This window comes from Hymenobacter metallicola, from assembly GCF_004745645.1.
Classification (GTDB): Bacteria; Bacteroidota; Bacteroidia; order Cytophagales; family Hymenobacteraceae; genus Hymenobacter; species Hymenobacter metallicola.
Genome location: NZ_SRMB01000001.1, coordinates 73,009 through 98,338, shown reverse-complemented (window position 1 = coordinate 98,338; position 25,330 = coordinate 73,009). Strand labels below are relative to the sequence as shown.

Sequence of the window (25,330 nt, the reverse complement as noted above, 5' to 3'; positions counted from 1 at the left end):
CTGCTGGATTACCCTGCTCACGGGCATTCCGCCAGGTGCGTCACGTCCAGAAAGCTGCTGACGGAAAACTGGCTGCCGGTAAAGTGAATTTTATACAGGCACAGGTTGCGGTGCTCAAAGGCATCCATGCAGCTGAGCGGGTAGTTCAGCAACTGGCACAGAATTACGCGCATGGCCCGCCCGTGCATGCACACCAGCACGTTTTCCTCCTCGGGCCGGTTGCGCAGCAGCTCAATAAAAGGCCGCTGCCGGGCCGCTACCTCATCGGGGCTTTCGCCCCCGAGCAGGCGGGCGTGGGTTTCGCCCCGCTGCCACTGCTGCAATACGCCGTTGTACTCGGCATCTTCCTCGGGCGTGATGCGCAGGCCTTCGCGCACGCCCCAGCTAATCTCGTTTAGCCCGCTGTGCTGCTCGTGGGGCAAACCCAGGTCCAGAAAGCCCTGCACCGACTGCTGCGTGCGTTTCAACGTAGAGGTATACACCTTATCGAACGGCAGGTGCCGATAGGCCGCAAAGAAGCGAGCCGCCTGTCGGTGGCCGGCCTCGTTCAGATCGGAGTCGACGCCGCTGCCCTGCACGATGCCGGCCACGTTGAAGTCGGTCTGCCCATGCCGGATAAGGTATATTTTTTTGACGCTCACTTTCCCGCTAGCTTTGTTGTTTGGGCCCGAAAGTAGCGCTTTTGGGCCCCCAAATCCGTTTACTCACCGCATTTCCTGCATGTCACACCCTACCGCCGACCTGGCCCAGCTCAACGCCTGGTGCCGCAATACGCTGGGCGAACACCTTGGTATTGAAATCACTGAAGTAGGCGACCAGCTGCTGGTAGGCCGCATGCCCGTCGACCGCCGCACCCACCAGCCCATGGGCCTGCTGCACGGCGGGGCCTCGGTGGCCTTGGCCGAAACGCTGGGCAGCATTGGCGCGGCGCTTCAGGTTGACGTACGCAAAAAGGCCTGTGTAGGGCTGGAAATCAACGCAAATCATCTGAAGGGCGTGCACTCGGGCTGGGTGGTGGGCCGGGCTACCGCCCTGCACGTGGGCCGCAGCACCCAGGTGTGGGAAATCCGCATTACCCACGAGGAAACCGGTGTGCTGGTGTGCGTAAGCCGTATTACCATGGCGGTCATTGATTTGCCCGCCAACGCGGAGAAAAAAGCATGAGTGTGCCGCAGCCGCGGATAGTGTCCTGGCCTGGCCCCATACCGGCCGCGTCGGAACAGCTGTTCCAGCTACTCACCTTTGGCCTGCAGCAGCAGCTCCCGGTGGCGGCCTGGCGCCTGCCGGGCACCGAGCACGTTCAGCTTTGCCTGAGCCTCTCGGCCGAGGCGGCCCTGACCGGGCTGCCCCCGGCCCTCTCGCCCGAGGCTCCCGCGGGCTTCGCCTTTTTTCCTTTTCGGGACTCCGACCACAATCCGGCCCTGTTTCTGCCCGCCGACATCTACTGGCACGCCGAGCAGCCCGACCAGCTCCACCTCGACGCTACCGACAGCCGGGCCAGTCAGCTGCTGGCCTTCCTGGCGACCGAGCACGCCGCCGACCCGGCCCCACTGCCCTGGCACCTGAGTACCCAGCCCGTGCCGCATACGGCTACGCAGGCGGAGTACTTCCAGCTGGTGGAAACCGGGGTCGAGGCCATCCGGCACGGGCAGGTGGTAAAAGTCGTGTCGTCGCGGGCCGCCCGCCGGCCTCTGCCCGCCCACTTCGACGTGCTGCGGGCCTTTAGCGACTTATGCGCCCGTTACCCGCGCGCCTTCGTGTCGTTGGTCAGCGCGCCGGGGGCGGGCACCTGGCTGGGCGCTTCGCCGGAAGTGTTGGTAGAAATTGACGAGCAGGGCATTTTCCGGACCATGGCGCTGGCCGGCACCCAGGCATTGGCCCCGGGCGCCCTGCCCCACCACGCTATCTGGCGGCAAAAGGAAATTGAAGAGCAGGCTCTGGTGGCGCGCTATATCGTGAGTTGCTTTAAGCAGCTGCGCCTGCGCGAGTACGACGAAACCGGACCGCGCACCGTGGTAGCCGGGCAGCTGCTGCACCTGCGCACCGACTTTGCCGTAAACCTGCGCCAAGTTCCTTTCCCCACCCTGGGCACCGACATGCTGCGGCTGCTGCACCCGACTTCGGCCGTGGGCGGCATGCCCAAGCAAGCGGCCCTGAGCTTTTTACAGCAGCACGAAGGCTACGACCGGGCCTACTACAGTGGCTTTCTGGGTCCGGTCAACCTGCCCCAGAGCGGGGTTTCACGGCTGTTTGTAAACCTGCGCTGTTTGCAACTTCGCTCCCAGGAAGCGGTTCTCTACGCGGGCACCGGCCTCACCGCCGACTCCGACCCGGAGCGGGAGTGGCAGGAAACCGAAATGAAACTGAGCACCATAGGCGCCGTCTTACGGTGAGCCGGTGAGTTTGTAGTTCCGTCGGCGCCCAGTTGCGCAAGCGGCACGACACCTCACCAGCTTACCTCTTCACCACTTCACCGATGCAGGCTGTATATAATATTGCGGAAATTTGTGCGCAGATGGGCATTACCGACGTGGTGTTGTCGCCCGGCTCCCGCTGTGCGCCCCTGACGATTTCCTTTGCCCGCCACCCGCGCATCACGGTGCGTACCGTGCCCGACGAGCGGGCCGCCGCCTTTATCGGGCTGGGCCTGGCCCAAACGCAGCGGCGGGCGGTGGCCCTGGTATGCACCTCCGGCACGGCCGGTTTGAACTACGCCCCGGCCGTAGCCGAGGCTTATTTTCAGCAGATTCCACTGGTGGTCTTTACCGCCGACCGGCCTCCGGAGTGGATAGACCAGCTTGACGGGCAAACCATCCGGCAAACCGATTTGTACGGAGCCCACGCCAAGGGTACTTTCACCTTCCCGGCCGATACAAGCCACGCCGACGCCAAGTGGCACTCGGCCCGTATCGTATCGGAGGCCATTAACCTGGCCCAGCAGTTTCCGGCCGGGCCGGTGCAGGTGAATGTGCCGCTGCGGGAGCCGTTCTACCCCAAAGCCGGTGAAGAGTTGCGCTTTGAGGCGGTGCGCGTGATTCAGGAAACGCCCAGCCGCCCTACCCTGCCCGGCCCCGACCTGGTGGCCCTGCGCCACGCCCTGCGCCAGACGCCGCGGGTGCTGGTGGTAGCCGGCCAGCACCACCCCGACGAGGCCCTGCTGCTGGCTCTGCGCCAGTTCACGGCGGCCTACCAGATTCCGGTGGTCGGCGACATTATTTCCAACCTGCACCAGCCCGTGGGCGCTACCTACGACCTGCGCACGGCCCCGCTTGGCAAGCAGGACGTGTTTATGGCCGTGCCCGAGCGGGGGTTGAAGGAAGCCCTGCGGCCCGACTTGCTCATTACGTTCGGCCAGTCGCTGATTTCCAAAGCCCTGAAGCTGTATCTGCGCGACTCCCAGCCCGTCCAGCACTGGCACGTGCAGGCCGCGGGCCCCGTGGCCGATACATTTAAGTCGCTCACGCGCATTATTCGCCTGGAGCCCATCACGTTCTTTGAGCAGCTGGTGGCCACTGATTACTCCCCGTTTGGCGGCCTGGTTTCGGCCGAGGATACCGCAGCGGCCAAAGAAGCGGGGCACACAACTGCCCCCGCAGCTACCAAGGCCGCGGCTCCAGGTTCGACTCCTAGCGTAACCACGCCACGGCTGACCTGGCCGACCAGCGGCTGGGCGCTGAGTGAGCAGGACGCGGCGGCCAAAGCCGCCTACGCTACACCCTGGTCCAAGGCCGAGAGCTGGGCCAAGGGCTTCCTGCACGATTTTCTGGCCCAGCCCGACCAGCCTTTCAACGAATTCGCGGCCTTTCACCACGCCCTGCGCCACCTCGAAGACGGCACGGCGCTGCATTTGGCCAACAGCATGGCGGTGCGCTACGCCAACATTTTGGGGTTGCCGGAAAACCGCCGAGTCGAGGTATTTGCCAACCGCGGCACCAGCGGCATCGACGGCTGCAACAGCACGGCGGTGGGCGCAGCCCTGGCCCAGCCCGCGCGGCCTGTAGTGCTGATGACCGGCGACGTGGCCTTCTTTTATGACCGCAACGCTTTTTGGCAGAATTATCCGACGCCCAACTTGCGCGTAATCCTGTTTAACAACCACGCCGGGGGCATTTTCCGCCTGATTGACGGTCCGCGCCAGCAGCCCGAGCTGGAAGAGTTCTTTGAAACCCACCAGCCCTTAACGGCCGAGAATACCTGCCGCGACTTTGGCCTGCGCTACTTCACGGCCAGCACCTTTGCCGAGCTGAAGTTGGCGCTATCCGCTTTCTTTGCACCGGTAAGCGGGGCAGCTCTGCTAGAAATCACCACTGACAGCGCCACCAACGCCGCTTTCTTCGAAGAATACCGCAAAGCAGTTCGTACTTCTTTTTCCTGAACAGCTCGGCGCCTTCTGTGTTTTTCCTCTGCGTCCTCTGCGGGAACCATCGTTCAACGATTTGGCCCGCAGAAGGCACCGAGAAAAACGCAGAAGACGCTAAAGCAAATCTGACCAACTATGGCCGAACAAATCACCTGGACCCCGATTAAGGAGTTCCGCGAAATCCTCTTCACCTTCCACGAGGGCATCGCCAAAATCAGCATCAACCGTCCGCAGGTTCACAACGCCTTCACCCCGCTCACGGTGCAGGAAATGATTGAGGCCATGGACATCTGCCGCAACCGCACCGACATCGGGGTGGTAATCCTGACCGGTGAGGGTGGCAAGGCCTTCTGCTCGGGTGGCGACCAGAGCGTGCGGGGCCACGGCGGCTACGTGGGCGAAGACACCGTACCCCGCCTGAACGTGCTGGACTTGCAGAAAATGATTCGCTCGATTCCCAAGCCCGTGGTGGCCATGGTCGCCGGCTGGGCCATCGGCGGCGGCCACGTGCTGCACGTCGTCTGCGACCTGAGCATAGCGGCGGAAAACGCCCGTTTCGGCCAGACCGGCCCCAACGTGGGCTCGTTCGACGGCGGCTTCGGGGCTTCGTACCTGGCCCGGGTAGTCGGGCAGAAGAAAGCCCGCGAAATCTGGTTCCTCTGCGACCAGTACAACGCCCAGGAAGCCCTGGATATGGGCCTGGTCAATAAAGTGGTGCCCCTGGAACAGCTGGAAGAAACCACGGTGGCCTGGTGCAAGAAGATTCTGGAGAAAAGCCCCCTGGCCCTGCGCATGCTCAAATCCTCGTTCAACGCCGAGCTCGACGGGCAAGCCGGTATTCAGGAGCTGGCCGGCAACGCCACGCTGCTGTACTATCTTTCTGAGGAAGCCAAGGAAGGCAAGAACGCCTTTATCGAGAAGCGCAAGCCGGATTTCTCGAAGTTTCCGAAATTTCCGTAACCAACCCGTTGTAGTTGGTTTATCTTTAGCTGCCCACCCGTATACAGGTGGGCAGCTTGCTTTTCTGGCCTTTCAGCGTCCTTTGCCTGCCAGCCCCTACTTACCTCAAGTTTCTACTCTATGAAGATCCTGCTGTTCTCGCTGCTAAGCTTTTTGATGGCTTCGGCCGGCTACGCGCAATCGGCGGCCCCGGCGGCCAGCCCCCCCGGCCCCGATCCAGCCAAGGAAATCTTGCTCGTTGATGCTTCCTGCGGGCAGTGCAAGCTGGGGCTGCCGGGCAAAAGCTGTGACCTGGCTATTCGCCGCGACGGTAAAGCGTATTTCGTGGACGGCACCACTATCGACTCGCACGGCGACGCCCACGCCAAGGACGGTTTCTGCCAGGCCATTCGGCAGGCCAGGGTGCAGGGAGAAGTGGTTGACAATCGTTTCAAAGCAACCTACTTCCAGCTGGTTCCGGCCCCGACCTCTGCCAAGTAAGGCAACGCCGGGGCAGCCTGGCTTATAGCCGCCTGGTGACTTGCGCGGTAAACGCGCCTATATTGGCGCCACCTTTAGCTGCCGGGGTTTGCTAGTATTTTCAGCCAAGGCCCGAGCGGATTCACCATCTTCCCTTTGCAAGCCCATGGCCCACTACCTGATAAAATCGACTGATACCCGCACGTTTACGCTGGTGGCCAATGCCGCCGTGCTGGGCGAACTGAAGTACACCGAGTGGTTTACGTTTAAAGCCGTGCTTTCGCTGACCAACGGCCCATTGCTGCGCATCGAGCCCCGGGGCTTCTGGGGCACCACGATTGAGCTCAAAGACCAGGAAGAAACCGTTTTGCTCAGCTTTAAAATGCACTGGAACGGCAACATCGTGCTCAAGTCGCGGCTGGGCGGGGTGAACAACGCATTTGTGCTGAAAAACCAGAGTGTGCTGAAAGGCAGCTACGTGCTGCTCGACAAGAAAGAACAAGAGCTGCTCACGATTCTGCCCGATTTTAAGTGGAACAAAACCAACTACGATTATACCGTTACCAGCTCCGAGCTTTTCGAGTCCTTGCCTCAGAAAGATATTCTGGTGCTGCTGGCCGTTCATTGCACCAACTACTACATGACCATGGCCTCCAGCGTCATCGTCACCACCATGGTGTAGCCCGGTGGTAGCCGGGCGGTTCGGCGCCGGTACATATTTCCGCTCTTTTATTCAGCCCTGTGTTCCAGCCACATGTTTTGCCTCACTTAGTCCGGGGCCTTGGCCCGATGAAACGTTATGCCAGGACCCTGGCCTTGCTGCTGTTGCCGGCCGGCAGTTGGGCCCAAACACCCCTGCCGCAGCTGGCAGTACGCCCTATCTCCCTGCCCGCGGAACTTGCCTACTACGACAATCAGTTTTCCGGCCTGGCTATCCGTCAGAAGGCGCTTTTTCTGCTCTCGGAAAGCCGGTTGCAGGATAAAGCCGAGGGCAAGCTCTACCGCATCGAGTTGGCCGACCTGGAGCGCCAACTCGCCGACACGGCTTATACGCTGCCCTACCGCAAGTACCCGCTGGTGAACCTGGCCGTGCTCCAGGGCAAAATCAACGCCCAAAACCAGGAATACGAAGGATTGGAGGCCCTGGCCTTCGACGGGAAGCAGCTCTATTTTAGCGTGGAAACCACCACGCTTTCGCCCAACTGCTACCTGCTAAAAGGTACGCTGCAGGACTCGGCCGTGGTTCTGGATACCGGGTTTCTGCTGGCCCTTCCCAAGCCCACCCGGCCCGACGGCTCCCACATCTACAATGCTGGCTTCGAGGCCATCAGCAAGGACCGGAACACGCTGCTGAGCTTTTTTGAATACAATTATTTCGATTCCCAAAACTACGCCTACCAACACACTCTTTCTGCTGCGGCCTCACCGGCTACGGCCTTGCCGCTGGCCCGGCTGCCGTTTCGAATCACGGACATAACCCGCACCACAGGGAGGCACTTCACGGCCATCAACTACTTCTTCAAGGGGGAGGGCGAAGACACGGTTTACCGCACCCCTGCCACCGACCCGGCCAGCACGGCCCTTATCAGGACCGGTGCCGCTTACCACAACTACTGCCGGCTGGTGGCTATCAGGCGCCGGGGCCGGGAACTTAGCTGGCAGCCCATCGGCGAGTTGCCCGGGCCCTACATGGGTTACAACTGGGAAGGCCTAGCGGCTCATAAGAAGGGCTACTTTCTTATTAATGATAAGTACACGCCACAAAAGCCGTTTACGTCCACGCTTGTATACATCAGGAAGCCGTGAGTTGGTTGTAGGCTGGAGCCATGCCCGGGCACTGCTTGCCGTATGCCAGTCAACGGCTGCTGCAACCAGCCCCGAATAAGCCGCGCCACTTTGACTAGGGGTGCGGCTTGTTATCTGGGAGTTCTTTTAGAAGATCGAGCCGTAGGCCTCACAGCCGGCGCACCAGCCGAAGAAATTGCGTAGCCGCTCGTGCTTGGCTTCTTTCTTACGCCGCTTACGGGCTTTGCGGGCGGCCTCGGCGGCGGGGTCGGTGGCCAGAGCAGCACGACGAAGCGTGATGTAGCGCCGGAAAACAAAGGTCCGGACCAGAGCAAACGAATTGCGGGAGGCTGCGTGCATGGCGCATACGGGGTTGGTGGCTTCCCTAAGTTACAACTTTAGCTCTCTATAAGTCAAGCAGAACCAGGCTCCGGTTTTCCCAGCGCCGCCGCTAAAAGGTGTGCGCTTTGTGGCGGGGCGCCTGACGTGGGACTTGTCCAACGGCAACCACGCGGATATTGCCGAAGTAGCCCGCTTCCTGCTCCAGGGCCGGGCCGGCCGGTGGCGCAACATCCCCTGGCAACCCTATCCGGTGCCGGCGGGTGCGTAAAAGCTTTGATCTGATTTCCAGACACTACCGCCCGAACCCAGCTTTCTGCCGGGCCCTGCGTATGCAGTTGCGGTTGTATTCGGTGAATCTTTGCCCCTTGTCATTTCTACTTTGCCTATGTCTGCCTCTGCCCTGCTCCCCGACTCCCTGCTGCTCAACGGCCGCGAATTCCGCTACGCCGACATCAAGCAGTACCCCGCCAACAGCCCCGTAGACCTGAACGGCTACGAGGCCAAGGTGCTGGACTTTTGCCGGCAGTGGCTGAACGGTGCCCTGGAGTTTGGGCTGCGCACCTCGGGCTCCACGGGCAAGCCGCAGTCGGTGACGATGCGGCGGCGGCAGCTGGTGGCTTCGGCCCGCCGCACCGGCGACTACTTCGACCTGGGCCCCGGCGACCGGATGCTGGTGTGTTTGAACTGCGAGTTTGTGGGCGGCATGATGATGCTGGTGCGCGGCCTGGAGCTGAACCTGCACCTGACCATTGTGGAGCCCCAGGCCGACCCGCTGGCCCTGGTGCCCGCCACCGCCGAGTTCGACTTTGCCTCCTTCGTGCCCCTGCAGATGCGCGAGGTGCTCACGCCCGCCTACCTACCCCGGCTGAACCGGCTGAAAGCCATTCTGGTGGGCGGGGCCACGGTGGAAAGCAGCCTGGAACAAGCCCTGCAGAAGCTGAAAGTGCCGGTGTACCTAACCTACGGCATGACCGAAACGGCTTCCCACATTGCCCTGCGCCGCCTCAACGGCCCCGAGGCCACCACCACCTACCGCGCCCTGCCCGGCATTCACATCGACCAGGATGCCCGCGGCTGCCTTACCGTGCGGGCCGACGTAACGGATGACCGCCTGATTACGACCAACGACCGGGTACACCTGCTCGACGAGCACACCTTCGAGTGGCTAGGCCGGGCCGACTTCGTCATTAACTCCGGCGGGGTGAAGGTGCAGGCCGAAAAAGTGGAGAAAGTGCTGGAAGTGGCCCTGGTGGAGCTCAACCTGCCGGGCCGCCGGGCCTTCGTGGCGGGCCGGCCCGATGCCCGCCTGGGCGAGCAGGTAACGGCCTACGTGGAGGGCGCGCCCCTGACGGAAACTCAGAGCCAGCGGCTGCTGGCCCTGCTGGCCGAGCGACTGGAGCGCTACGAGCGGCCCCGGGAGCTGGTGTACGTACCGCAGTTTCGGACTACGGCTTCCGGCAAGCTCGACCGGCTGAATACGCTGCGCAGTACCGGCGCCCCTACCCGGCCCGAGGAGCCGCACCGCTAGCCCGCCCCGGCTAGTTAGCCGCCGGAAAGCCCACAACCGAACCTAAACAAGCTGCGGATACGGAATTGGCGTCTCAACTATGTGAAAAAAGACGTTGATTTGTACAACTTTCCACCCGCAATTCCTGCAATGAAGCGTACCTATATTTCGGTGGCGGCCCTGCTGCTGGCCGCCCAGCTGGGCGGCGGCTGCGCCAGCACTACCGCTACCACTTCTTCTTCCACCACGGCTACCACTACCGACGCGGCCGACGACGCCAGCAAAGCCTCGGCGCGGCAGATGGGGGAGGCTCTTTCCCTGGGCAGTGCCCCCATTCAATCCACTACTCCGGCTAACGCCCCGTTTCAGGTAGTCAGTGAGCAGTTTGCCGACCTGCGCGTGCTGCGCTACCAGGTGCCCGGCTTCGAGGAGCTGGAGCCCCGGCAGAAAGAGCTGCTCTACTACCTCTACGAAGCGGCCCTGAGCGGCCGGGATATTTCCTACGACCAGAATTATAAGCACAACCTGCGCGTGCGCCGCACCCTGGAGGCCATCTGGCCGGCCAATCAGCAGCAGATTACGGCCACAACCAACACCCAGCGCGTGGATGAGGCCAACAAACTGAACGTGTACACCAAGCGCGTGTGGTTTAGCAACGGGGTTCATCACCACTACTCTACCCGCAAGTTTGTGCCCGAATGCTCGCCCGCCTACTTTGCCCAGCTGGTGAAAAGCGTGGACCCCGGCACCCTGCCCCTGGAAAAAGGCGAGTCGGTAGACCAGTTTCTGGCGGCTATTACCCCCATTATCTTCGACCCGACCGTGTCGGCCAAGCGCGTCAACCAGGAAAAGGATGCGGACCTGGTCGTGTCTTCGGCCAACAACTTCTACGAGGGCGTAACGCAGAAGGAAGCCGAGGACTTCTACGCCAAGAAGATTGATAAAAAAGACCCCCGCCCCATTTCCTACGGCCTGAACTCCAAGCTGATGAAGGACGAGAAAGGCCAGATTGTGGAGCGGACCTGGAAGGTGGGCGGCATGTACGGCGAAGCCCTGACCCAGGTGGTATACTGGCTGGGCAAGGCCGTGGACGTGGCCGAAACGCCCGAGCAGAAACTGGCCCTGCAGCGCCTGGTGCAGTACTACACCACCGGCGACCTGAAAACCTGGGACGACTACAACATTGCCTGGGTGCGCGACACCAAGAGCCGCACCGACGTGGTGAACGGCTTTATCGAGGTCTACGGCGACCCGCTGGGCTACCGGGCCTCCTACGAGTCGGTGGTGTCGTTCAAGGATCAGGAGGCCACCAAGCGCATCAAGGCCATCGGCGACCAGGCCCAGTGGTTTGAGGACAACTCCCCGATTCTGCCCAAGCACAAGAAAAAGAACGTGGTGGGCATCACGGCCAAGGTCATTACGACGGTGGTAGAGTCGGGCGACGCAGCCCCGGCCACGCCCATTGGCATCAACCTGCCCAACGCCACCTGGATTCGCAAGGAGCACGGCTCGAAGTCGGTGAACCTGGGCAACATCGTGGACGCCTACGGCCTGGCCGACGCCGGCGGCTCGCTCGACGAATTTGCCTACTCCGACGAGGAAAAAGAGCGGGCCCGCAAGTACGCCGGCCTGGCCGGCAAGCTCCACACCGACATGCACGAAGTTATCGGCCACGCCTCGGGCCAGATCAACCCCGGCGTGGGTACGCCCAAGGAAACGCTGAAAAGCTACGCCTCGGCCATCGAGGAAGGCCGCGCCGACCTGGTGGCCCTCTACTACCTGATGGACCCCAAGCTGGTGCAGCTGGGCGTGGTGCCGAGCCTGGAAGTGGGCAAGGCCGAGTATGACAACTACATCCGCAACGGCCTGATGGGCCAGCTCGTGCGCCTGCCCCTGGGCGAAACCGTGGAGGAAGCCCACATGCGCAACCGCCAGATGGTAGCCAAATGGGCCTACGAGAAAGGTAAAAAAGCTAACGTCATTGAGAAAGTGACCAAAGGCGGCAAAACCTACTTCAAGGTCAACGACTACCAGAAGCTGCGGGGCCTGTTTGGCCAGCTGTTGCGCGAATTGCAGCGCCTGACCAGTGAGGGCGACTATGCGGCGGCCAAAAACCTGATTGAAACCTACGGCGTGAAAGTCGACCCGGTGCTGCACAAGGAAGTGCTGGCCCGCTACGCCAAGCTCAACATTGCCCCCTACGCCGGCTTTATCCAGCCCCGCCTGGTGCCGGTGCAGCAGGAAGGTAAAATTGTGGACGTGAAGGTGGAATATCCTTCCGATTTTGCCCAGCAAATGCTTGATTACAGCCGCAAGTACAAGTTCTTGCCTAATTACAACTAAGGCTTTCGGCCTGCCTTTTGACACCTATGAAAAAACTTCTCTTTCCGGCCCTGCTTCTTTCCTTGTTGGCAGGCCGCGCTACGACCTCGCTGGCGCAAACCACCAACCTCAACGCTGCTCGCTACGAGTACTGCGAACTGCTGAAGACCGAATTTCTGAATGAACCCACCAAAACCAAGGGCGGCGACATTTTCGTGGACTTCGGCTTCGGCTACGAAAAGCTCGGCGATAGTGACATGGCCAAGCGGGAGGTCGGCAAGCTGGAAGTTTTTTCGACCCCGCTGAGCACCCTCAACTACATGGGCAAGCTGGGCTGGGAAGTAGTGCAGGTGTATTCTTTGCCCAACGGGGTGAAAAACCAGCAGGCCACCCACATCCTGCTGCGCCGCCTGACGACCTCCTCGGGCCCGAAGTAACCCGGGCTCTTGGACAGCATAAAAACGCCTGCCTCTTACCGAGAGCAGGCGTTTTTTTATGGTCGATGGCCCGGGTTAATTCTGGTAGCGGAAGTGCTGCTGGGAAAAGAGCTTGCGCTTGAAGCGGGCCGTTTTGTATAAGTCGCCCAGAAACAGCTTGACGCGGCCGTAAAAGATGGGGCCGTCCAGGGCTTCGTCGAGGCTGTGGTCGACGAACAGGGTTTCGCGCCAGCCGGCCCCCACCCCAATGCCAAACCAGGGAAACACCCGAAAGTGGCTCGAAGCCGAGGGCTCCAGCAGCCACACCGTCGACTTGGCATCCTTGCTTTTGTTGCCGTCGGGGTGCTCGAAGCTGGTGAAGAAGCGGCCCACGCCCAGCTGCAGGGGCGCGCTCAGCTCCCAGCGGTTGGACCGGATGAAAAGATATTCGGCGTAGGCGGCCACGTAGCGGAAGCGCAGCTCGGCCGTGGTGCCGGTGGGCAGCCCGGTGGGCACTTCCTCCTGGGAGGGAATCCCGTTGCTGAGCAGGTAGCCCCCGGCGCCGGCCCGCAGCCGTCCTTTCCACTCCACGGCCAGCTTCAGCCCGTTGATACCCACCAGCTTGCCATCAATTATGGAGTAGCGGTTGTCGAACTGAAATACAACGCGGCGGTGGGCCTGCCGGACGCGGGAAGAGTCATCCGCGGTGGCGGCCGGGGCTACTACCGGCAGCCCCCCCATCAGCAGGCCCAGGCCCAGCCATTTTTTCAACAAGTGGTTCACGTGCCCAAGGTACGAACGGTGGCAGTGGGAGTTATGCCCGGGCAGCGGGCAAGGCCCGAAGCTCACCTGGTTAATTTGGCCGGTTCACCCCCGGCCCGGGCGGTTTCACCCAGTTTACGGCTACACAACCGGGCGACTTTGCAGAAGTTTAGACATTCTTTCTCGCCTGGCTATGACGCTTACTCCCGAATCCCTGTTTTTGCTGGCCAATAATCTGGTGCTCCCCGGCTGGCTGCTGCTCGTGGTGGCGCCGCGCTGGCGCGTAACGCGCTGGGTAGTTGGTAGCGAGGCCTTGCCGGCGCTGCTGGCCGTGTTTTACGCGGGCTGCATTGGCTGGCACTATGCCGGCGGCGCGGCCAGTCAGGGCGGCTTCAGTTCCCTGCCCGAGGTAGCAGCCCTGTTTCAGGACCCCTGGGCCCTGCTGGCCGGTTGGGTACACTACCTCTGCTTCGACTTGGCCGTGGGCACCTGGATTAGCCGGGATGCCCAGCGCCGGGGCCTGCCCCATCTGTTGCTGCTACCGGTGCTGCTGCTGACCTTTTTGCTGGGTCCGGTGGGCTTTCTACTCTACTTCGGGCTGCGCCGGGCTTATCCGCTGGCGGCCATAGAGGCTCCGGCCGCCACCGTCTGACCCATTCACCGCGGCTTTCTTCTTTTCAGACCTTACTCTTTCTAAGCTATGAAAACGCTAGTATTCTCCGAGCCTGCCCGGACCCAGCCCGCCCCGACAACCGCCCCCCAGCCGGCCGGCGCGGTGCGCCAGTTTCTGCGGGTGCTGCACCGCTGCAATCCTGTTCTGTCGGGCGCCGGCTGGCTGCACGTGGCGCTGGCCGCGCTGGCCCTGGCCCTGCTGCCCCTCGACGACCGGCTGGTGCTGGGGCTGCACGCATGGTTTAAACCCCTGAAGTTTGCCGCCTCGGGCCTGATTTACCTCTGGACGCTGGGCTGGCTGCTGGCCGACCTACCGGCGCCTACGGAGCGGGCGGTACGCCGCATCAGTTGGGGCGTCGCCGTGAGCATCGTGGTTGAAACGGTCATTATCTTTCTGCAGGCCGCCCGGGGCACTACTTCGCATTTCAACATCAGCACCCCGCTGGATGGCCTGCTGTTCAGCGCAATGGGCGTTTTCATCATGCTCAACACGGTGCTGCTGGTGTGGGCCTTGGTGCTCATGCTGCGCCACCGGCCTTTTGGCTCGGCGGCCTACGTGTGGGGCATGCGCCTGGGCTTGGTTGTGTTCCTGGTGGGCAGCGCCATTGGGGGCAGCATGATTCATCACCTGGGCCACACCATTGGCGGGGCCGATGGGGGCCCGGGCTTGCCCGGCCTGGGCTGGAGCACCCGCTACGGCGACCTGCGCGCCGCCCACTTCCTGGGGCTGCACGCCCTGCAGGTTTTGCCCCTGTTCGGCTGGCTGCTGGGCCGCTCGGCTCTTGCACTACCCAAGCGGGCCCAGGTCCTGGGCATGCTGGGCTTTACCCTGCTCTACGTGGGGGCCGTAGCCTGGCTTTACTTTCATGCCCTACAAGGTCGGCCCTTCTGGAAGCTGAGCTAACGAAGTCCCATTCCTACAGTTGTTCCCATGCCCCGCCTCTCCGTTAGCGCCGTTGCCTTGCCCAGCAGCAGCAGTTTGCAGGCTGCCGCCGCCCCCGACCACACCGATGCCTACCGCCTAGCCCTACCCGCCGGGGCGGCTGCCGACGCCACCGCCCTAACCTGGCGGCTGTTTGGGCAGACTCCGGCCTGGATCCGGTACCTGATGCGCCTGCGCGACTGGCTCGTGCGCCCCCTCCGCCTCACGACGTTTCCCGAAACCATTCGTCCGCCCTACGGCACCGCCCTGGTACCGGGCAGCAGCCTCGGCGCCTTCCGGGTTTTCGCCACCGCCCCCCACGAAGTCGTGCTGGGCCTGGATGACCGTCACCTCGACTTCCGGGTTTCGGTGCTGCTGGCCGAAGACGGCCGCGCAGCGGTCGTCTCAACGCTGGTGTGGTTTCACAACTGGGTGGGGCGCTGGTATTTTCAACTTATCCAACCCTTTCACCACCTAGTTGTCCCGGCGTTGCTGCGCCATGCCCTACGCCAGGAGCCCAACCACCCGCCGGTGGGCCACCCTGGCCGCTGAGGGCGGCTGCTTTTTTGCCCGTCACCCGGCATCTTTGCCCTATGAACGACCGTCGACTACGTTTGCTGGGTATCCCGCTGCTGGCCCTGCTCATCACCCTGTTTACCCTCGACGAGTTGCCCGCCGAGCCGCTGCCCAGCATGCTGCTGGTGCACCTGGCGGTTTCATTGCTCTTCACCGCTACGCTGTGGCTGGGCACGCGCACCATTTGGGCCGGGCTGCTGCGGCGCTACCCGGCCGTGGAGCAAACCCGACGCCGGCTTTGGCTGCTGGCTGCTACCGGGCTGCTGTACACGGCGGTGGCCACGGTAGCTCTGGTAGCCTTTATGCACCTGCTCATGCCGCCCTACTTTTCCCTGGCCCCCCGCGACCTGCTCAACCAGATTATCTTCAATCTGATACCGGGTACGCTGGTACTCATGCTCTACGAAAGCATCCATTTTTTTGAGCAGTGGGAACACAACGTACGCCGGGCCGAGCAGCTCACCCAGGCCGGGGTGCAAAGTCAGCTCGAAGCCCTGCAAAATCAGCTCGACCCACATTTTCTTTTCAACAGCCTCAATACCCTGGCCGCTTTGATTGACGAGGCCAACACGCCCGCCCAGCAGTTTGTGGAGCAGCTGGCCGATGTGTACCGCTACGTGCTGCTCAGCCGCGAAAAGGCCACGGTGCCCCTGGGCGAGGAGCTGGCTTTCGTGGCAACCTACGTGGCCCTGCAGAAAACCCGTTTCCGGGATAATCTGCGGGTGCAGCACCGCATTCCGGCCGAGCTGCTGACCCGGCGCGTGGCCCCATTGAGCGTGCAGCTGCTGGTGGAAAATGCCCTAAAGCACAACGTGGTCAGCCGGGAGCATCCGCTGGATATCACCATTTCGGCCGACGAAGCCAGTGGCTACCTGCAGGTGCAAAACTCCTTCCGCCCCCGCGCCGCCGGGCTCGGGCCCAGCACCGGGCTGGGCCTGCAAAACACGGTGCACCGCTACGAGCTGCTGCAGGCCCCGCAGCCGGTACGCATCGAGGCCACGGCGGCAGCCTTCACCGTGGCCCTGCCCCTATTGCCGACAGCTTAAGCCATCCTGTTCCCGATGAAGCCTCTGGTAGTGTTAGTAACCGTTTTCGGCCTGCTGGCGGTGGGGTCTTTGCTTTTGGCGGGCCACCCCAACTACGTAGTGGCCGGCACGGGTGCCATGGCCGCCATGCTGCTGTTTACCGGCGCGGCGCACTTTGCCTTTACCCGGGGCATGATGCAGATGCTGCCCCCGTTTGTACCGGCCCGCCAGGCCCTGGTCCTGCTCACAGGGGGGCTGGAAATAGCGGCGGCCGGGGGGCTGCTGCTCCCCAGTTTTCGGACGGCCACGGCCTGGCTGCTGCTGGGGTTTTTCCTGCTGATTCTGCCGGCTAACATCTACGCCGCCCGTCACCGCCTCAACTACCAGACCGGCACCTTCGACGGACCCGGCCCGGCCTACCTGTGGCTGCGCATCCCGCTGCAGCTGCTCTTTATGGCCTGGACCTGGTACTTTGCGCTCTACCTGCCCCTGCTGGCCTCGTTGAATACCGCCACCCCATGACCGTACTGCTGCTCGAAGACGAGTACCCGGCCGCCGAACGGCTGCAGCGCCTGCTGCTCCAGGCGGCTCCCGAGGCCCGCGTGGCCGCCGTGCTCGACAGCGTGGCCGGGGCCGTAGCCTGGCTCACCGACCACCCCGCCCCCGACCTGATTATTTCCGACATCCAGCTGGCCGACGGCCTGAGCCTGGATGTATTCGACCAGATTCTGGTGCGCAGCCCAGTCATTTTTGCCACGGCCTACGATGCCTACGCCCTGCGCGCGTTCAAGGCCAACAGCATCGACTATCTGCTCAAACCCATCAAGCTGGCCGAATTGCAGGCCGCTTTGCTCAAGCTGCGCGAATGGCGGCAGCCCACGGCCCCGGCCCGGCAGCTGGAAAGTCTGCGCGACAGTCTGCCCCGGGCCGAGCGGCAGTACAAAACCCGGTTTTTGGTGCGCAGCGGGGAGCAGCTGCTGCCCCTGCCCGCCGGCGCCGTGGCCTGGTTTCAGAGCCGCCACGAAGTCACGACCCTGGTAGCCACCGACGGCCGCCGCTTCGTGGTCGACTACACCCTGGAGCAGCTGGAAAGCCTGCTGGACCCCGGTCAGTTTTTCCGCCTCAACCGCCAGTTTATTGCCCACCTGCAAGCCGTGCAACGCCTCCACCCTCACTTCAACGGCAAGCTCAAGCTAGACCTCACGCCAGCCCCGAGTGAGGAGGTGATGATCAGCAAGGAAAAAGCCGGCGCGTTCAAAAACTGGCTGGAAGGCTGAGGAGGTGATGTGCCACTGCGAGGAAGGTGCTAAACTCGTGTCCTGGCGAGCAACGCGAAGCCATCCGTCCGCTGAAATGTGCTCAGCCTTCTAAGGGGAAAAGCCCTTTACTCGTCGATGAGTAAAGGGCTTTCTAACTAAAAGAATATTTCGTGCTGCGCAGAAGACGCATGGCCACGGCTGCGCCTGGTAATGGCACGGCGATTCTCCTTCGTTCTCACCTTTGGCCTATTCAACCACATTCGCACAGCAACACCTCACCTTTCCAGCCAGGCGCGGAAGGCGGGGACTCTTTCGCGGCTAATGAGCACGTCGCCTTCGGGGGCGGCGGGGGCCAGCACGGTTTTCAGGCGGCTGTTGGTGTAGTGAATAATGTCTTGAATGGCGTCGTGCTGCACGAAGTAGGCCCGGTTCAGGCGGAAAAATTCGCGCGGGTCGAGTAGCTTCTCGAGTTGCTCCAGCGTCTGGTCGACCACGAAGCGGCGGTTTTCGCGGGTTTGCAGGAAGGTGGCTTTTTCCAGGCTGAAGAAGTAGCTGATGCTTTCCACCGGAATTACCTTCAGATGCTCCCCTACTTTCACCACAAACTGCTTTTTATACTGATTCTGGGGCTGGAGCTGCTGCAATACCTGGTTCAGCAGCGTGGCGTCGAAGCTGGGGGCCGGGGCAGCCGCGGTACGCTGCAGATTCTGGAGCTTGTGCAAGGCGGCCTGCAGCTCCTCCTCATCAATGGGCTTGAGCAAATAGTCGATGCTGTTCACCTTAAAGGCGCGCAGGGCATAGGCATCGTAAGCCGTAGTGAAGATAACCGGGCAGCGCACCTCCGTCTTCTCGAACAGCTCGAAGCTCAGCCCATCGGAGAGGTGAATATCCAGAAACAGCACGTCGGGCGGCGAAGAAGCCGTTTGCAGCAGTACTACGGCGGCTTCCACCGAGTCGGCGGTGGCGCGCACCTGCACGGGCGGGTTCTGGCGGCGCAGCAGGTCCGTCAGGCGCTTGGCCGCCAGCGGCTCGTCTTCAATCACGAAGGCGTTCATTGGAATGGGCTAATGTGGTTGAATAGGCGCAGGCGCTCCTGTCAGAATTAACAGATTGACAGCACGGGTAAGGTTACTATAAATTCGGCCTCGGTGCGCTCCACGCGCACGGGTTCGGCGGTGAGATGGGCGTAGCGGGCCGTCAGGTTGGGCAGGCCAATGCCCAGGGATTCGCCGGGCCCGAGGCGGCGCGGGCGCAGCGTGTTGCTTACCGTCAGGCATTTGCCGGCGCTGTCGATGGCAATGCGCAGGTGCAGGGGCTGGCTTATGCTGGCCGCGTTGTGCTTCAGGGCATTTTCCAGCAGCAGCTGCAAGCTCAGGGGTGGTACTACCCCGTTGGCCGGCACTGCGCTGCTCTCCGGTAGCTCTACCCGCAGCGCCTCGCCGTAGCGGATGTTCTGCAGAAACAGGTAGGACTGGGCAAACTCCAGCTCGTCGGCCAGGGGCACCACCTCCCGCTGCCGGGCATCGAGCACGTAGCGGTAGACCTGGGAAAGCTGGCGGATGAAGCGCACGGCCAGCTTGGGCTCCTCTTCCACCAGGGAGGTCAGCGCGTTCAGGGCGTTGAACATAAAGTGCGGGTCGAGCTGCTGGCGCAACGACTCGGCCTCGGCCTGGGCCATTTCCTTTTGCAGCCGCTCGTTGCGCACCACGGCCTCGCGCCAGCCGAGCAAAAACGAGCGGCTGTGCATAAACAACGAGCAGATAACGGTGATGACCAGCGGAAAAATATAGCCGTCGATATAGGCCGCCGAGAACAGGCGCCGTGGGTCCTGGCCCCGGTAGAGGATGTAGCCCAGGCGGACGAGCACAATGACGGCCAACGACCCGACCAACGACACCACCAGGGTCAGCACCAGCCGCTTGCCCGGGGCCTGCTTCCAGCCCACGTATTTGTTTAGCCAATCGACGGAGTAGCCGTTGGTCAGCCACAGGCCAACGGTGTACAGGGCCGTCAGCAGGAAGTTGATCAGCAGCTCCCGGGGAGTATCGAAGCACTGCCGGCAGGTGAACAAGCTGATGGCAGCCGACACGGCCAGTAGCATCAGCATCAGCCGCAGCCACGGCCGGGAAGCTTGCGCGGGAGATACAGTAGAGGCGGGGGCAGACATAGAGAAAGTGGCGCCGAACGAAAACAACGAAGCAGGCATGGCAAGATACGGGCTGGCGGCGAAGGAAGTAGCAAGAACACGGGTTACCCGCACAACGCCGTGCCCCGCCTGGAAACTGCTGAGCCAGGCGGGGCACGGCACTGGGTAGCTGGGCCTTACTTAGCGGCCGGCGCCGGGGTGGCGGCCTGCGCGGCGTAGGCCTTCAGGCGGCCTTGCACCTGCCGCTCGCCCCAGTTGGGCATCAGTGGGGTGGCTGGCTTAAAGGCGGCGTACCGGGCCTGGGCTTCCTCAAACACGGGCTTGGCTACCTCGGGCCCGCCCCCGAACATCTTGGGCGTGAAGTGCAGGTTGTTGCCCTCCACGAGGTAGATGCGCGGGTTGGCCGGGTTCAGCTTCTTAGCCTGGGCCAGCGTTTCGCTTACCATCTTCGAGTACTTCATGGAGCGGGCCATGGGCGAAATGCCCAGCCGGGCCTGGTAGATGTAGGCCTGCAGCACCAGCAGCTCCGACTCTTCCCCGCCCAGCTTGCGGGCCTGGGCCAGCGCGGCTTCGGCCTGGTCCAGGTATTTGTCTTTCACCTCGCCTTCCTCCTTGCTTTGAAAGCTAACCAGCAGCCGACCGTAGGCCTGGTAGTACTGGGGCAGCCAGTCGGTGGGCACGGCCGCGGCGGCCCGCTCAAACTTGCTGACGATTTCCTGAAGCTGGGCCGGGTCGCCGGTGCTGTTAAGCTCCTTGATGGTGGCGGCCATCATGTCGGCGTAGCCGGCGGGGGCGGCAGTCGTCGTGGCGGGAGCCGCCTTAGTGGCGGGAGCCGCCTTAGTGGCGGGCTGCTGGGCAGCGGCGGAGAAGGAAGCGGCGGTAAGGGCGAGGATGAGCAGCGTGTTGTTCATGGCGAAACGTGGTAAGGATGAATGATTTCTGGTGAGGCGAAAGAGTATGATCCAAAGGTGGCCGGCCGCGGCCAGCGCTGAAACTAAAGGTTGCCGAAGCGTCGGATCAGCCGGATGAAGCGTCGCGGGGCGGGGCCCAGCTATTCCGGGGCGGTGTTGGTGTCGGCGGGGTTCTTCTTGTTGATGGAGATGAGCAGGGCCACGAACACCATGCGGGGAGCCGAAGGCAGCACGGCGGTACTGGCGTACTGGCCGCTGGCATCTTTCGTGGCGCTATAGCGGTAGCCAAACACATTCTGGCGGCCCAGCACGTTGGTGCAGCTCACGTGCACGATGGTGAAGTTATGCCAGAGCTTGGTCAGGTAGCTGGCGTTCAAACTGAAGTCCTGGAAGCTGGGCAGGCGGTCCTGGTGGTAGCTGTCGGGGCGGTTGGGGTTGTAGTAAACGCGGGGGCTGTTGTAGGTGTAGGTAGCTCCAAACTGGGTGTGGATTTTGCCCACCCAGTACTTGCCCACTACGTTCAGGTTGTGGCGCGCCGCGAAGGTGGGCACGGCCAGCTCCGGGTCGAAGCGCTGCTGGCGGCGGGTGTCAATAAAGCCGTAGCTCACCCAGTAATCCGCGTTTTTCACCGTTTTCCTGTCGCGCCAGAGCATGTCTACGCCCCGGGCGTAGCCGGTGCCGGTGCTGCGGTAGCTGGCCGGGTCGGCGGGCATCCACTGCTGCGGGTCGTAGACGCCGCCCTGCAGGTCGTAGCGCACCAGCTGGGCGTAGGTTTTGGAATAGGCCTCCAGGCGCAGGGTGCGGCTGGCGTAGCTGCGCAAGTAAGTCAGCTGCAGGTGTTGGGCCCGCTCGAAGCGCAGGGCGGCGGGGTCGGCGGCCCGGAGCAGCAGGTCGTTGCCGGGGTTCTGAAAAAAGTAGCCCCAGGCCCCCGACAGCTGCGTTTTCTCGTTGAGCTGGTAGGCCAGTGCCAACCGGGGAGCGGCATTCCAGCGGCCCAGCACGGCCGAGTATTCACCCCGCCCGCCCACGCGGCCCACCAGCTTGTTGCTGAAGGCAATATCGGACTCGGCAAAGCCCGCCACGCGCTGCTCATTCAGGCCGAAGATGGTCCGGTAGGGTTCGGCCACGAAGCGCAGCTCGTTGCGCTGCACCAAGCCCTCCAGGCCCAGCTTCAGGTTCCAGTAGGCACTGGCCGAGTCGTTGGTGAGTACCAGGCGCCCCACCACCGACTGCTCCAACTCGCCCATGCTCTGCTCCTGGGTGTCGGTCGAGTTGGCCTGGCGCGTGGTGATGCCCGAGGCCTGGTAGTCGCGGGTAGCTGCCACGCCCGTCTGCACCGACCAGCCCCGGGTCAGGGCACTGCGGAAGGTGGTGTTGACGTAGGTATTGTTCGAGTTCAGGCGCACGGGCTGGCCCCCGGTCCACTCGGCGTTGGGCTGCCGGGCCCCGATGCGCTGCTGGGTATAGGCCCCGTACACTTTGAGCATGCCCATTTCCCCGGTTTTTTGCCGCAAAGCCACCGAGCCGCCCACCGACTCGTAGGCCGTGAGCATGCGCTGGGGCACCAGCCCGAAGTAGGGCCGCATGTTCAGGTAGTCGGCCGTGACGGCCACCGAGGCCCGCTCGTAGCGGTGCTGGTGCGAGAGGCTCAGGCTGCCCAGGGAAAGCAGGGAAATGCCGGTCTGGGTTTCCGGCGCCAGATCTTCCGAGGTCAGGGCTACTACCGCCGAGAGGGCCTGGCCATATTCGGCCGAGTAGCCGCCGGTGCTGAAGGCCATGCCCTTGAAGAGCATGGGCGAAAACCGCCCCCGGGCCGGCATCCCCGACACGGCCGCATTGTAGGGGCTTTGCAGGGGCACCCCATCCAGGTACTGCCGGGTTTCGCCGGCCCCGCCGCCGCGCACAAACAGCTTGCCTTCTTCCCCGTTGCGGGTGGTGCCGGGCATCGTATTCAGGGCGCCGGCCACGTCGGCCGAGGCTCCGGCCGTCGTCACCACGTCGCGGGCCGAGAAGGTGGTGTTGCGCTTGGTGTCACTGGCTTCGAAGGTGCCCGAGGTGATGACCACGTCGCCGAGCTGGTTGCGCACGGCTTTCAGCGTGAGGGCAAAGCGCTGGGCCGCGCCGTTCAGCACTACGGGCTGCTCCTGGGCCTGGTAGCCCAGCAGCGTAACCACCAGCGGCAGGGTACCGGTCTGGCGGGTGCTGAACTTGAAGCGGCCCAGCGTGTCGGTGCTGGCCCCGTCGAAGGTGGTTTTCAGAAAAACGTTGACCCCTGGCAGCGCGTGGCCATTGGCGTCGCGGACGGTGCCGCTCAGGGTAGTAGGGGTGGTTTGGGCCAGCGCGGCGAAGGCCGTAGTCAGCAGCAGCAGCAGCAGCAACAGGGGTAACAGTCGTTTCATCGGGGTAGCGGCGAAGTGATGCTCAAAGGTGAGCGGCCGCCGGGCCCGCAGAAACTAAAGGTTGCCGAAGCGTCGGATTAGGGGGATGAAGTGTAGAAGGCGGCTCAACAGAGGCGTTGGAACCGGTGCGGGTAATGTGATACGGTGGCCCACAGCAACTCAAATTCGGCCGCGTCTATAGCGTAGCGCTCAAAATCATCCTTGTCCAGCGCGCATTCGGCCAACCCGCCAAATAGGTCTTCCACAAACTCCGTCGTGTATTTCAGCGCGTTGCCGTTGTCGAAGAGCTGAATCTGGCGGGTGGGCCAGTAATCTGCCGCCGTTTCGAAATAAAAGCAAGAGGTTCCCCAGCTACCGGTCCACTCATTGCCGGTTGTTTCGTCCCAGAAGCGTTTGAAGTAATACATGCTTCCCGTTTGAAAGATAACCTTACCCTACCGCTGGTAGAACAAGGAATTATGGATGCCGCGCACCGTGGCCAGCCACTCGGCATCTTCTATCACCATCAGATCAAGCGGCACGGTCAGGCTTTCGTTCTGCAGGGACGTATTCACGGCGTGGTGCAGGGCGGCCGTGGCATCGTCGGAGGCAGTAGCCAGCACGATGCCCAGCACAATGCTCGTTTCGCCGTTCAGCTGCTGGGCGTACTGGTAGGCTTCTTCCACGACCCCAATCCGCTGGAAATTGGCGCTGAGCTTGGCCAGCACCGTATCGGGCAGGGGGTGCTGGGGCGTACCCACCAGCACCTGCGTGGGTTCCTCGATAACGGTTTCCCGAATATTCTCCCGGCTGCGCTCCATTACAAACATGCTCGGCAGCCCGCTGTTGATGACCACCCGATCAATGAGGTGCTGCTCGCAGAACTCTACTACATCCTGGGTGCGCAGGGCCGTGTACTCGGTGGGCTGTTGGGTCCAGTGCAGCAGGGCGCTTTCGTCGCTGAAGGCACCCAGCACCTGTAGGCCATCCTGGTTGAAAACCGAGGCCAGCGTCAGCTTCGAGCCGCTTTCCAGGGTCTGCCAGCCTTCTTTTCCCGCCCCGCTATTGACCGAAGGCAGCAGCAAAAAGGAATTCCCGGCTAGTATTTCCTGCAGCACGGCCCCGTAGTTTTCAGCCGTTGGCTTCTGGCCGAAAGTGGTGAGTAGGGCAAGCAAACGACTATTATCCGGAGTGGGAGTTGAGGTAGGAACAGGAGCCGCTGCCGCGGGTGAGTCGGGACGACGAAATAGCTTCTTTAAAAAATTCATCTGCGTAGCGTTGGGGTATACCCTGTGCTGCTAACGCCCCGGAGCCCCGGGGCCAGCGGCGCAACTACGGCATTCCGGCCCGGACGCCCAAGCTACCGGCGCCAAGGCCGGAAGCATACTTCCCTAACAAGCTGAACGGCTGACGAATCACTTGCACGGGCTACCAGGCAGTAAACATTTCGCCGCTGGCTTTTCTTCGTATAGCAACCAAGCACAGCATCCGACCAGCCTTTCCATGAGCACCACCTTTCGCAGAATCTTCCAGGTTATCGACGGCAACAAGAAAATCGTGGGCGACGGCTTCGACGTGACCAGCCCCATGCCCGGGCCGCGCATCCGCCAGCTCAGCCCCTACCTGCTCATCGACCACACCGGCCCCATGCCGGTAGCGCCGACGGACAAGCCCCTGGGCACCCCGCCCCACCCCCACCGCGGCTTCGAAACCGTGACGGTGGTGTACGAAGGCGCCCTGGCCCACCGCGACACGGCCGGCCACAGCGGCACGCTCGGGCCCGGCGACGTGCAGTGGATGACGGCCGGGGCGGGCCTGTTGCACGAGGAGCGCCACGAGCGGGAGTTTGCCCGCCAGGGCGGCACCCTCGAGCTGCTCCAACTGTGGGTAAACGTGCCCAAGCGCGACAAAATGGCCCCGCCCCGCTACCAGAATATTCGGGCTGCGGCTATTCCAGCCGTGCCGGTAGCCGAGGGCCGGGGCACCATCCGCGTCATTGCCGGCAGCTACGAACACGTCATTGGTCCGGCCGAAACCTTCTCCCCCATCACCCTGCTCGACGTGCAGCTCAGCCAGGGCGCCGAAACCATCCTGCACCTGCCGGCCGACTACAACGTGGGTATCTACGTGGTCAAGGGCAGCGTACTGCTGCACGGCAACCGCCCGGCCACCACCAAGCAGCTCGTGGTCTTCGGCTGGGACTCGCCCGCCGTGCAGCTCACGGCTACCGAAGACGCGGTGCTGCTGGTGCTGGCCGGCGAACCGATTGAAGAGCCCCTGGCTACCTACGGCCCGTTCGTGATGAACACCAACCAGGAGCTGGTGCAGGCCATTGCCGACTTTGAAAGCGGCGGCATGGGCAAGTTTGAAGACGATGAATAAGCCGGTTAGGTGGCTGTAGAACCCAGACTGGCAAGGGCGGCGCGGGCGTAGTGTCCGGGCCCGCCCGACCAGGCTCAAGCATAACATAAGCCCGGAACCCGGAGTAAGTATTCCGCCTGTCAACTGGAATACTTACTCCTGAAATC

General features: G+C 62.7%; 27 protein-coding genes. 18 read left to right on the top strand and 9 right to left on the bottom strand.

Annotation, left to right across the window (positions count from 1 at the left end; translation table 11 throughout):
- Nucleotides 1-17: 17 nt before the first annotated feature.
- The gene (locus tag E5K02_RS00445; protein ID WP_135391340.1) at nt 18-641 is read right to left on the bottom strand and encodes a histidine phosphatase family protein; all 624 of its coding nucleotides are present in this window, start codon (nt 639-641) and stop codon (nt 18-20) included.
- Nucleotides 642-720: 79 nt separating this feature from the next.
- Here E5K02_RS00445 and E5K02_RS00440 point away from each other — a divergent pair, with 79 nt between their 5' ends.
- The 7 genes from E5K02_RS00440 to E5K02_RS00410 all read left to right on the top strand — a co-directional run bounded on the left by E5K02_RS00440 (nt 721) and on the right by E5K02_RS00410 (nt 7,585).
- A complete protein-coding gene (locus tag E5K02_RS00440) occupies nt 721-1,164 on the top strand; it encodes a hotdog fold thioesterase (RefSeq protein WP_135391339.1) in 444 nt (147 codons plus the stop codon).
- A gap of 20 nt (nt 1,165-1,184) precedes the next feature.
- Nucleotides 1,185-2,393, top strand: a complete 1,209-nt coding sequence (locus tag E5K02_RS00435) for a chorismate-binding protein (protein ID WP_240737087.1) — start codon at nt 1,185-1,187, stop codon at nt 2,391-2,393.
- A gap of 122 nt (nt 2,394-2,515) precedes the next feature.
- Complete coding sequence (gene menD, locus E5K02_RS00430; RefSeq protein ID WP_240737086.1) at nt 2,516-4,375, top strand: 2-succinyl-5-enolpyruvyl-6-hydroxy-3-cyclohexene-1-carboxylic-acid synthase; 1,860 nt, start codon at nt 2,516-2,518, stop codon at nt 4,373-4,375.
- Nucleotides 4,376-4,495: 120 nt separating this feature from the next.
- Nucleotides 4,496-5,320, top strand: coding sequence for a 1,4-dihydroxy-2-naphthoyl-CoA synthase (menB, locus tag E5K02_RS00425; RefSeq protein ID WP_135391336.1), 825 nt, complete (start codon nt 4,496-4,498; stop codon nt 5,318-5,320).
- 120 nt (nt 5,321-5,440) lie between these two features.
- Nucleotides 5,441-5,800 (top strand): DUF6370 family protein, encoded by a 360-nt coding sequence (locus E5K02_RS00420; RefSeq protein ID WP_206025914.1) that lies wholly within the window; start codon nt 5,441-5,443, stop codon nt 5,798-5,800.
- Nucleotides 5,801-5,945: 145 nt separating this feature from the next.
- Complete coding sequence (locus tag E5K02_RS00415; RefSeq protein ID WP_135391335.1) at nt 5,946-6,461, top strand: hypothetical protein; 516 nt, start codon at nt 5,946-5,948, stop codon at nt 6,459-6,461.
- A 107-nt stretch (nt 6,462-6,568) separates the two neighbouring features.
- On the top strand, nt 6,569-7,585 hold the full coding sequence (locus tag E5K02_RS00410; RefSeq protein ID WP_135391334.1) for a hypothetical protein: 1,017 nt from the start codon (nt 6,569-6,571) through the stop codon (nt 7,583-7,585).
- 126 nt (nt 7,586-7,711) lie between these two features.
- Here E5K02_RS00410 and E5K02_RS00405 read toward each other — a convergent pair whose 3' ends face one another.
- On the bottom strand, nt 7,712-7,924 hold the full coding sequence (locus E5K02_RS00405; protein ID WP_135391333.1) for a hypothetical protein: 213 nt from the start codon (nt 7,922-7,924) through the stop codon (nt 7,712-7,714).
- Nucleotides 7,925-8,024: 100 nt separating this feature from the next.
- On the opposite strand from E5K02_RS00405, the gene E5K02_RS25400 reads away from it, so the two are divergent.
- The 4 genes from E5K02_RS25400 (at nt 8,025) to E5K02_RS00390 (ending at nt 12,172) form a co-directional block, all read left to right on the top strand.
- Entirely contained in the window at nt 8,025-8,174 is a 150-nt protein-coding gene (locus E5K02_RS25400; protein ID WP_167856222.1) for a hypothetical protein, read from the top strand.
- Nucleotides 8,175-8,291: 117 nt separating this feature from the next.
- A complete protein-coding gene (locus E5K02_RS00400; protein WP_135391332.1) occupies nt 8,292-9,434 on the top strand; it encodes an AMP-binding protein in 1,143 nt (380 codons plus the stop codon).
- A 129-nt stretch (nt 9,435-9,563) separates the two neighbouring features.
- A complete protein-coding gene (locus E5K02_RS00395) occupies nt 9,564-11,756 on the top strand; it encodes a dipeptidyl-peptidase 3 family protein (protein WP_135391331.1) in 2,193 nt (730 codons plus the stop codon).
- Nucleotides 11,757-11,782: 26 nt separating this feature from the next.
- Nucleotides 11,783-12,172, top strand: coding sequence for a hypothetical protein (locus tag E5K02_RS00390; protein WP_135391330.1), 390 nt, complete (start codon nt 11,783-11,785; stop codon nt 12,170-12,172).
- Nucleotides 12,173-12,247: 75 nt separating this feature from the next.
- Here E5K02_RS00390 and E5K02_RS00385 read toward each other — a convergent pair whose 3' ends face one another.
- Nucleotides 12,248-12,934 (bottom strand): hypothetical protein, encoded by a 687-nt coding sequence (locus tag E5K02_RS00385; protein ID WP_135391329.1) that lies wholly within the window; start codon nt 12,932-12,934, stop codon nt 12,248-12,250.
- A 172-nt stretch (nt 12,935-13,106) separates the two neighbouring features.
- On the opposite strand from E5K02_RS00385, the gene E5K02_RS00380 reads away from it, so the two are divergent.
- Genes E5K02_RS00380 through E5K02_RS00355 form a run of 6 tightly spaced genes read left to right on the top strand, consistent with a single transcriptional unit; the run spans nt 13,107 to nt 17,385 of the window.
- On the top strand, nt 13,107-13,565 hold the full coding sequence (locus E5K02_RS00380; RefSeq protein WP_135391328.1) for an ABA4-like family protein: 459 nt from the start codon (nt 13,107-13,109) through the stop codon (nt 13,563-13,565).
- A 48-nt stretch (nt 13,566-13,613) separates the two neighbouring features.
- Nucleotides 13,614-14,489, top strand: coding sequence for a hypothetical protein (locus E5K02_RS00375; RefSeq protein WP_135391327.1), 876 nt, complete (start codon nt 13,614-13,616; stop codon nt 14,487-14,489).
- A 27-nt stretch (nt 14,490-14,516) separates the two neighbouring features.
- Entirely contained in the window at nt 14,517-15,059 is a 543-nt protein-coding gene (locus E5K02_RS00370; protein ID WP_135391326.1) for a DUF2867 domain-containing protein, read from the top strand.
- Between the two features lie 41 nt (nt 15,060-15,100).
- Nucleotides 15,101-16,129, top strand: coding sequence for a sensor histidine kinase (locus tag E5K02_RS00365; protein ID WP_135391325.1), 1,029 nt, complete (start codon nt 15,101-15,103; stop codon nt 16,127-16,129).
- Between the two features lie 15 nt (nt 16,130-16,144).
- Nucleotides 16,145-16,630: a DoxX family protein gene (locus E5K02_RS00360; protein ID WP_135391324.1), complete on the top strand. Its 486-nt coding sequence runs from the start codon at nt 16,145-16,147 to the stop codon at nt 16,628-16,630.
- Entirely contained in the window at nt 16,627-17,385 is a 759-nt protein-coding gene (locus E5K02_RS00355) for a LytR/AlgR family response regulator transcription factor (RefSeq protein ID WP_135391323.1), read from the top strand. The genes E5K02_RS00360 and E5K02_RS00355 overlap by 4 nt, the downstream gene beginning before the upstream one ends.
- A gap of 257 nt (nt 17,386-17,642) precedes the next feature.
- On the opposite strand, the gene E5K02_RS00350 is transcribed toward E5K02_RS00355, so the two are convergent.
- The 6 genes from E5K02_RS00350 to E5K02_RS00325 form a co-directional block, all read right to left on the bottom strand.
- Nucleotides 17,643-18,422: a LytR/AlgR family response regulator transcription factor gene (locus E5K02_RS00350; protein WP_135391322.1), complete on the bottom strand. Its 780-nt coding sequence runs from the start codon at nt 18,420-18,422 to the stop codon at nt 17,643-17,645.
- Nucleotides 18,423-18,469: 47 nt separating this feature from the next.
- Nucleotides 18,470-19,534 carry a sensor histidine kinase gene (locus E5K02_RS00345; protein ID WP_167856221.1) on the bottom strand — a complete coding sequence of 355 codons (1,065 nt, stop codon included), beginning with the start codon at nt 19,532-19,534 and terminating at the stop codon, nt 18,470-18,472.
- Between the two features lie 155 nt (nt 19,535-19,689).
- Nucleotides 19,690-20,424: a hypothetical protein gene (locus E5K02_RS00340; protein WP_135391320.1), complete on the bottom strand. Its 735-nt coding sequence runs from the start codon at nt 20,422-20,424 to the stop codon at nt 19,690-19,692.
- A 140-nt stretch (nt 20,425-20,564) separates the two neighbouring features.
- Nucleotides 20,565-22,823: a TonB-dependent receptor gene (locus tag E5K02_RS00335; RefSeq protein WP_135391319.1), complete on the bottom strand. Its 2,259-nt coding sequence runs from the start codon at nt 22,821-22,823 to the stop codon at nt 20,565-20,567.
- Between the two features lie 104 nt (nt 22,824-22,927).
- On the bottom strand, nt 22,928-23,230 hold the full coding sequence (locus E5K02_RS00330; protein WP_135391318.1) for a hypothetical protein: 303 nt from the start codon (nt 23,228-23,230) through the stop codon (nt 22,928-22,930).
- A 27-nt stretch (nt 23,231-23,257) separates the two neighbouring features.
- Nucleotides 23,258-24,070: an SseB family protein gene (locus tag E5K02_RS00325; RefSeq protein ID WP_135391317.1), complete on the bottom strand. Its 813-nt coding sequence runs from the start codon at nt 24,068-24,070 to the stop codon at nt 23,258-23,260.
- Between the two features lie 235 nt (nt 24,071-24,305).
- Between E5K02_RS00325 and E5K02_RS00320 the strand changes: the two genes are divergently transcribed.
- Nucleotides 24,306-25,184: a pirin family protein gene (locus E5K02_RS00320; protein ID WP_135391316.1), complete on the top strand. Its 879-nt coding sequence runs from the start codon at nt 24,306-24,308 to the stop codon at nt 25,182-25,184.
- Nucleotides 25,185-25,330: the final 146 nt, after the last annotated feature.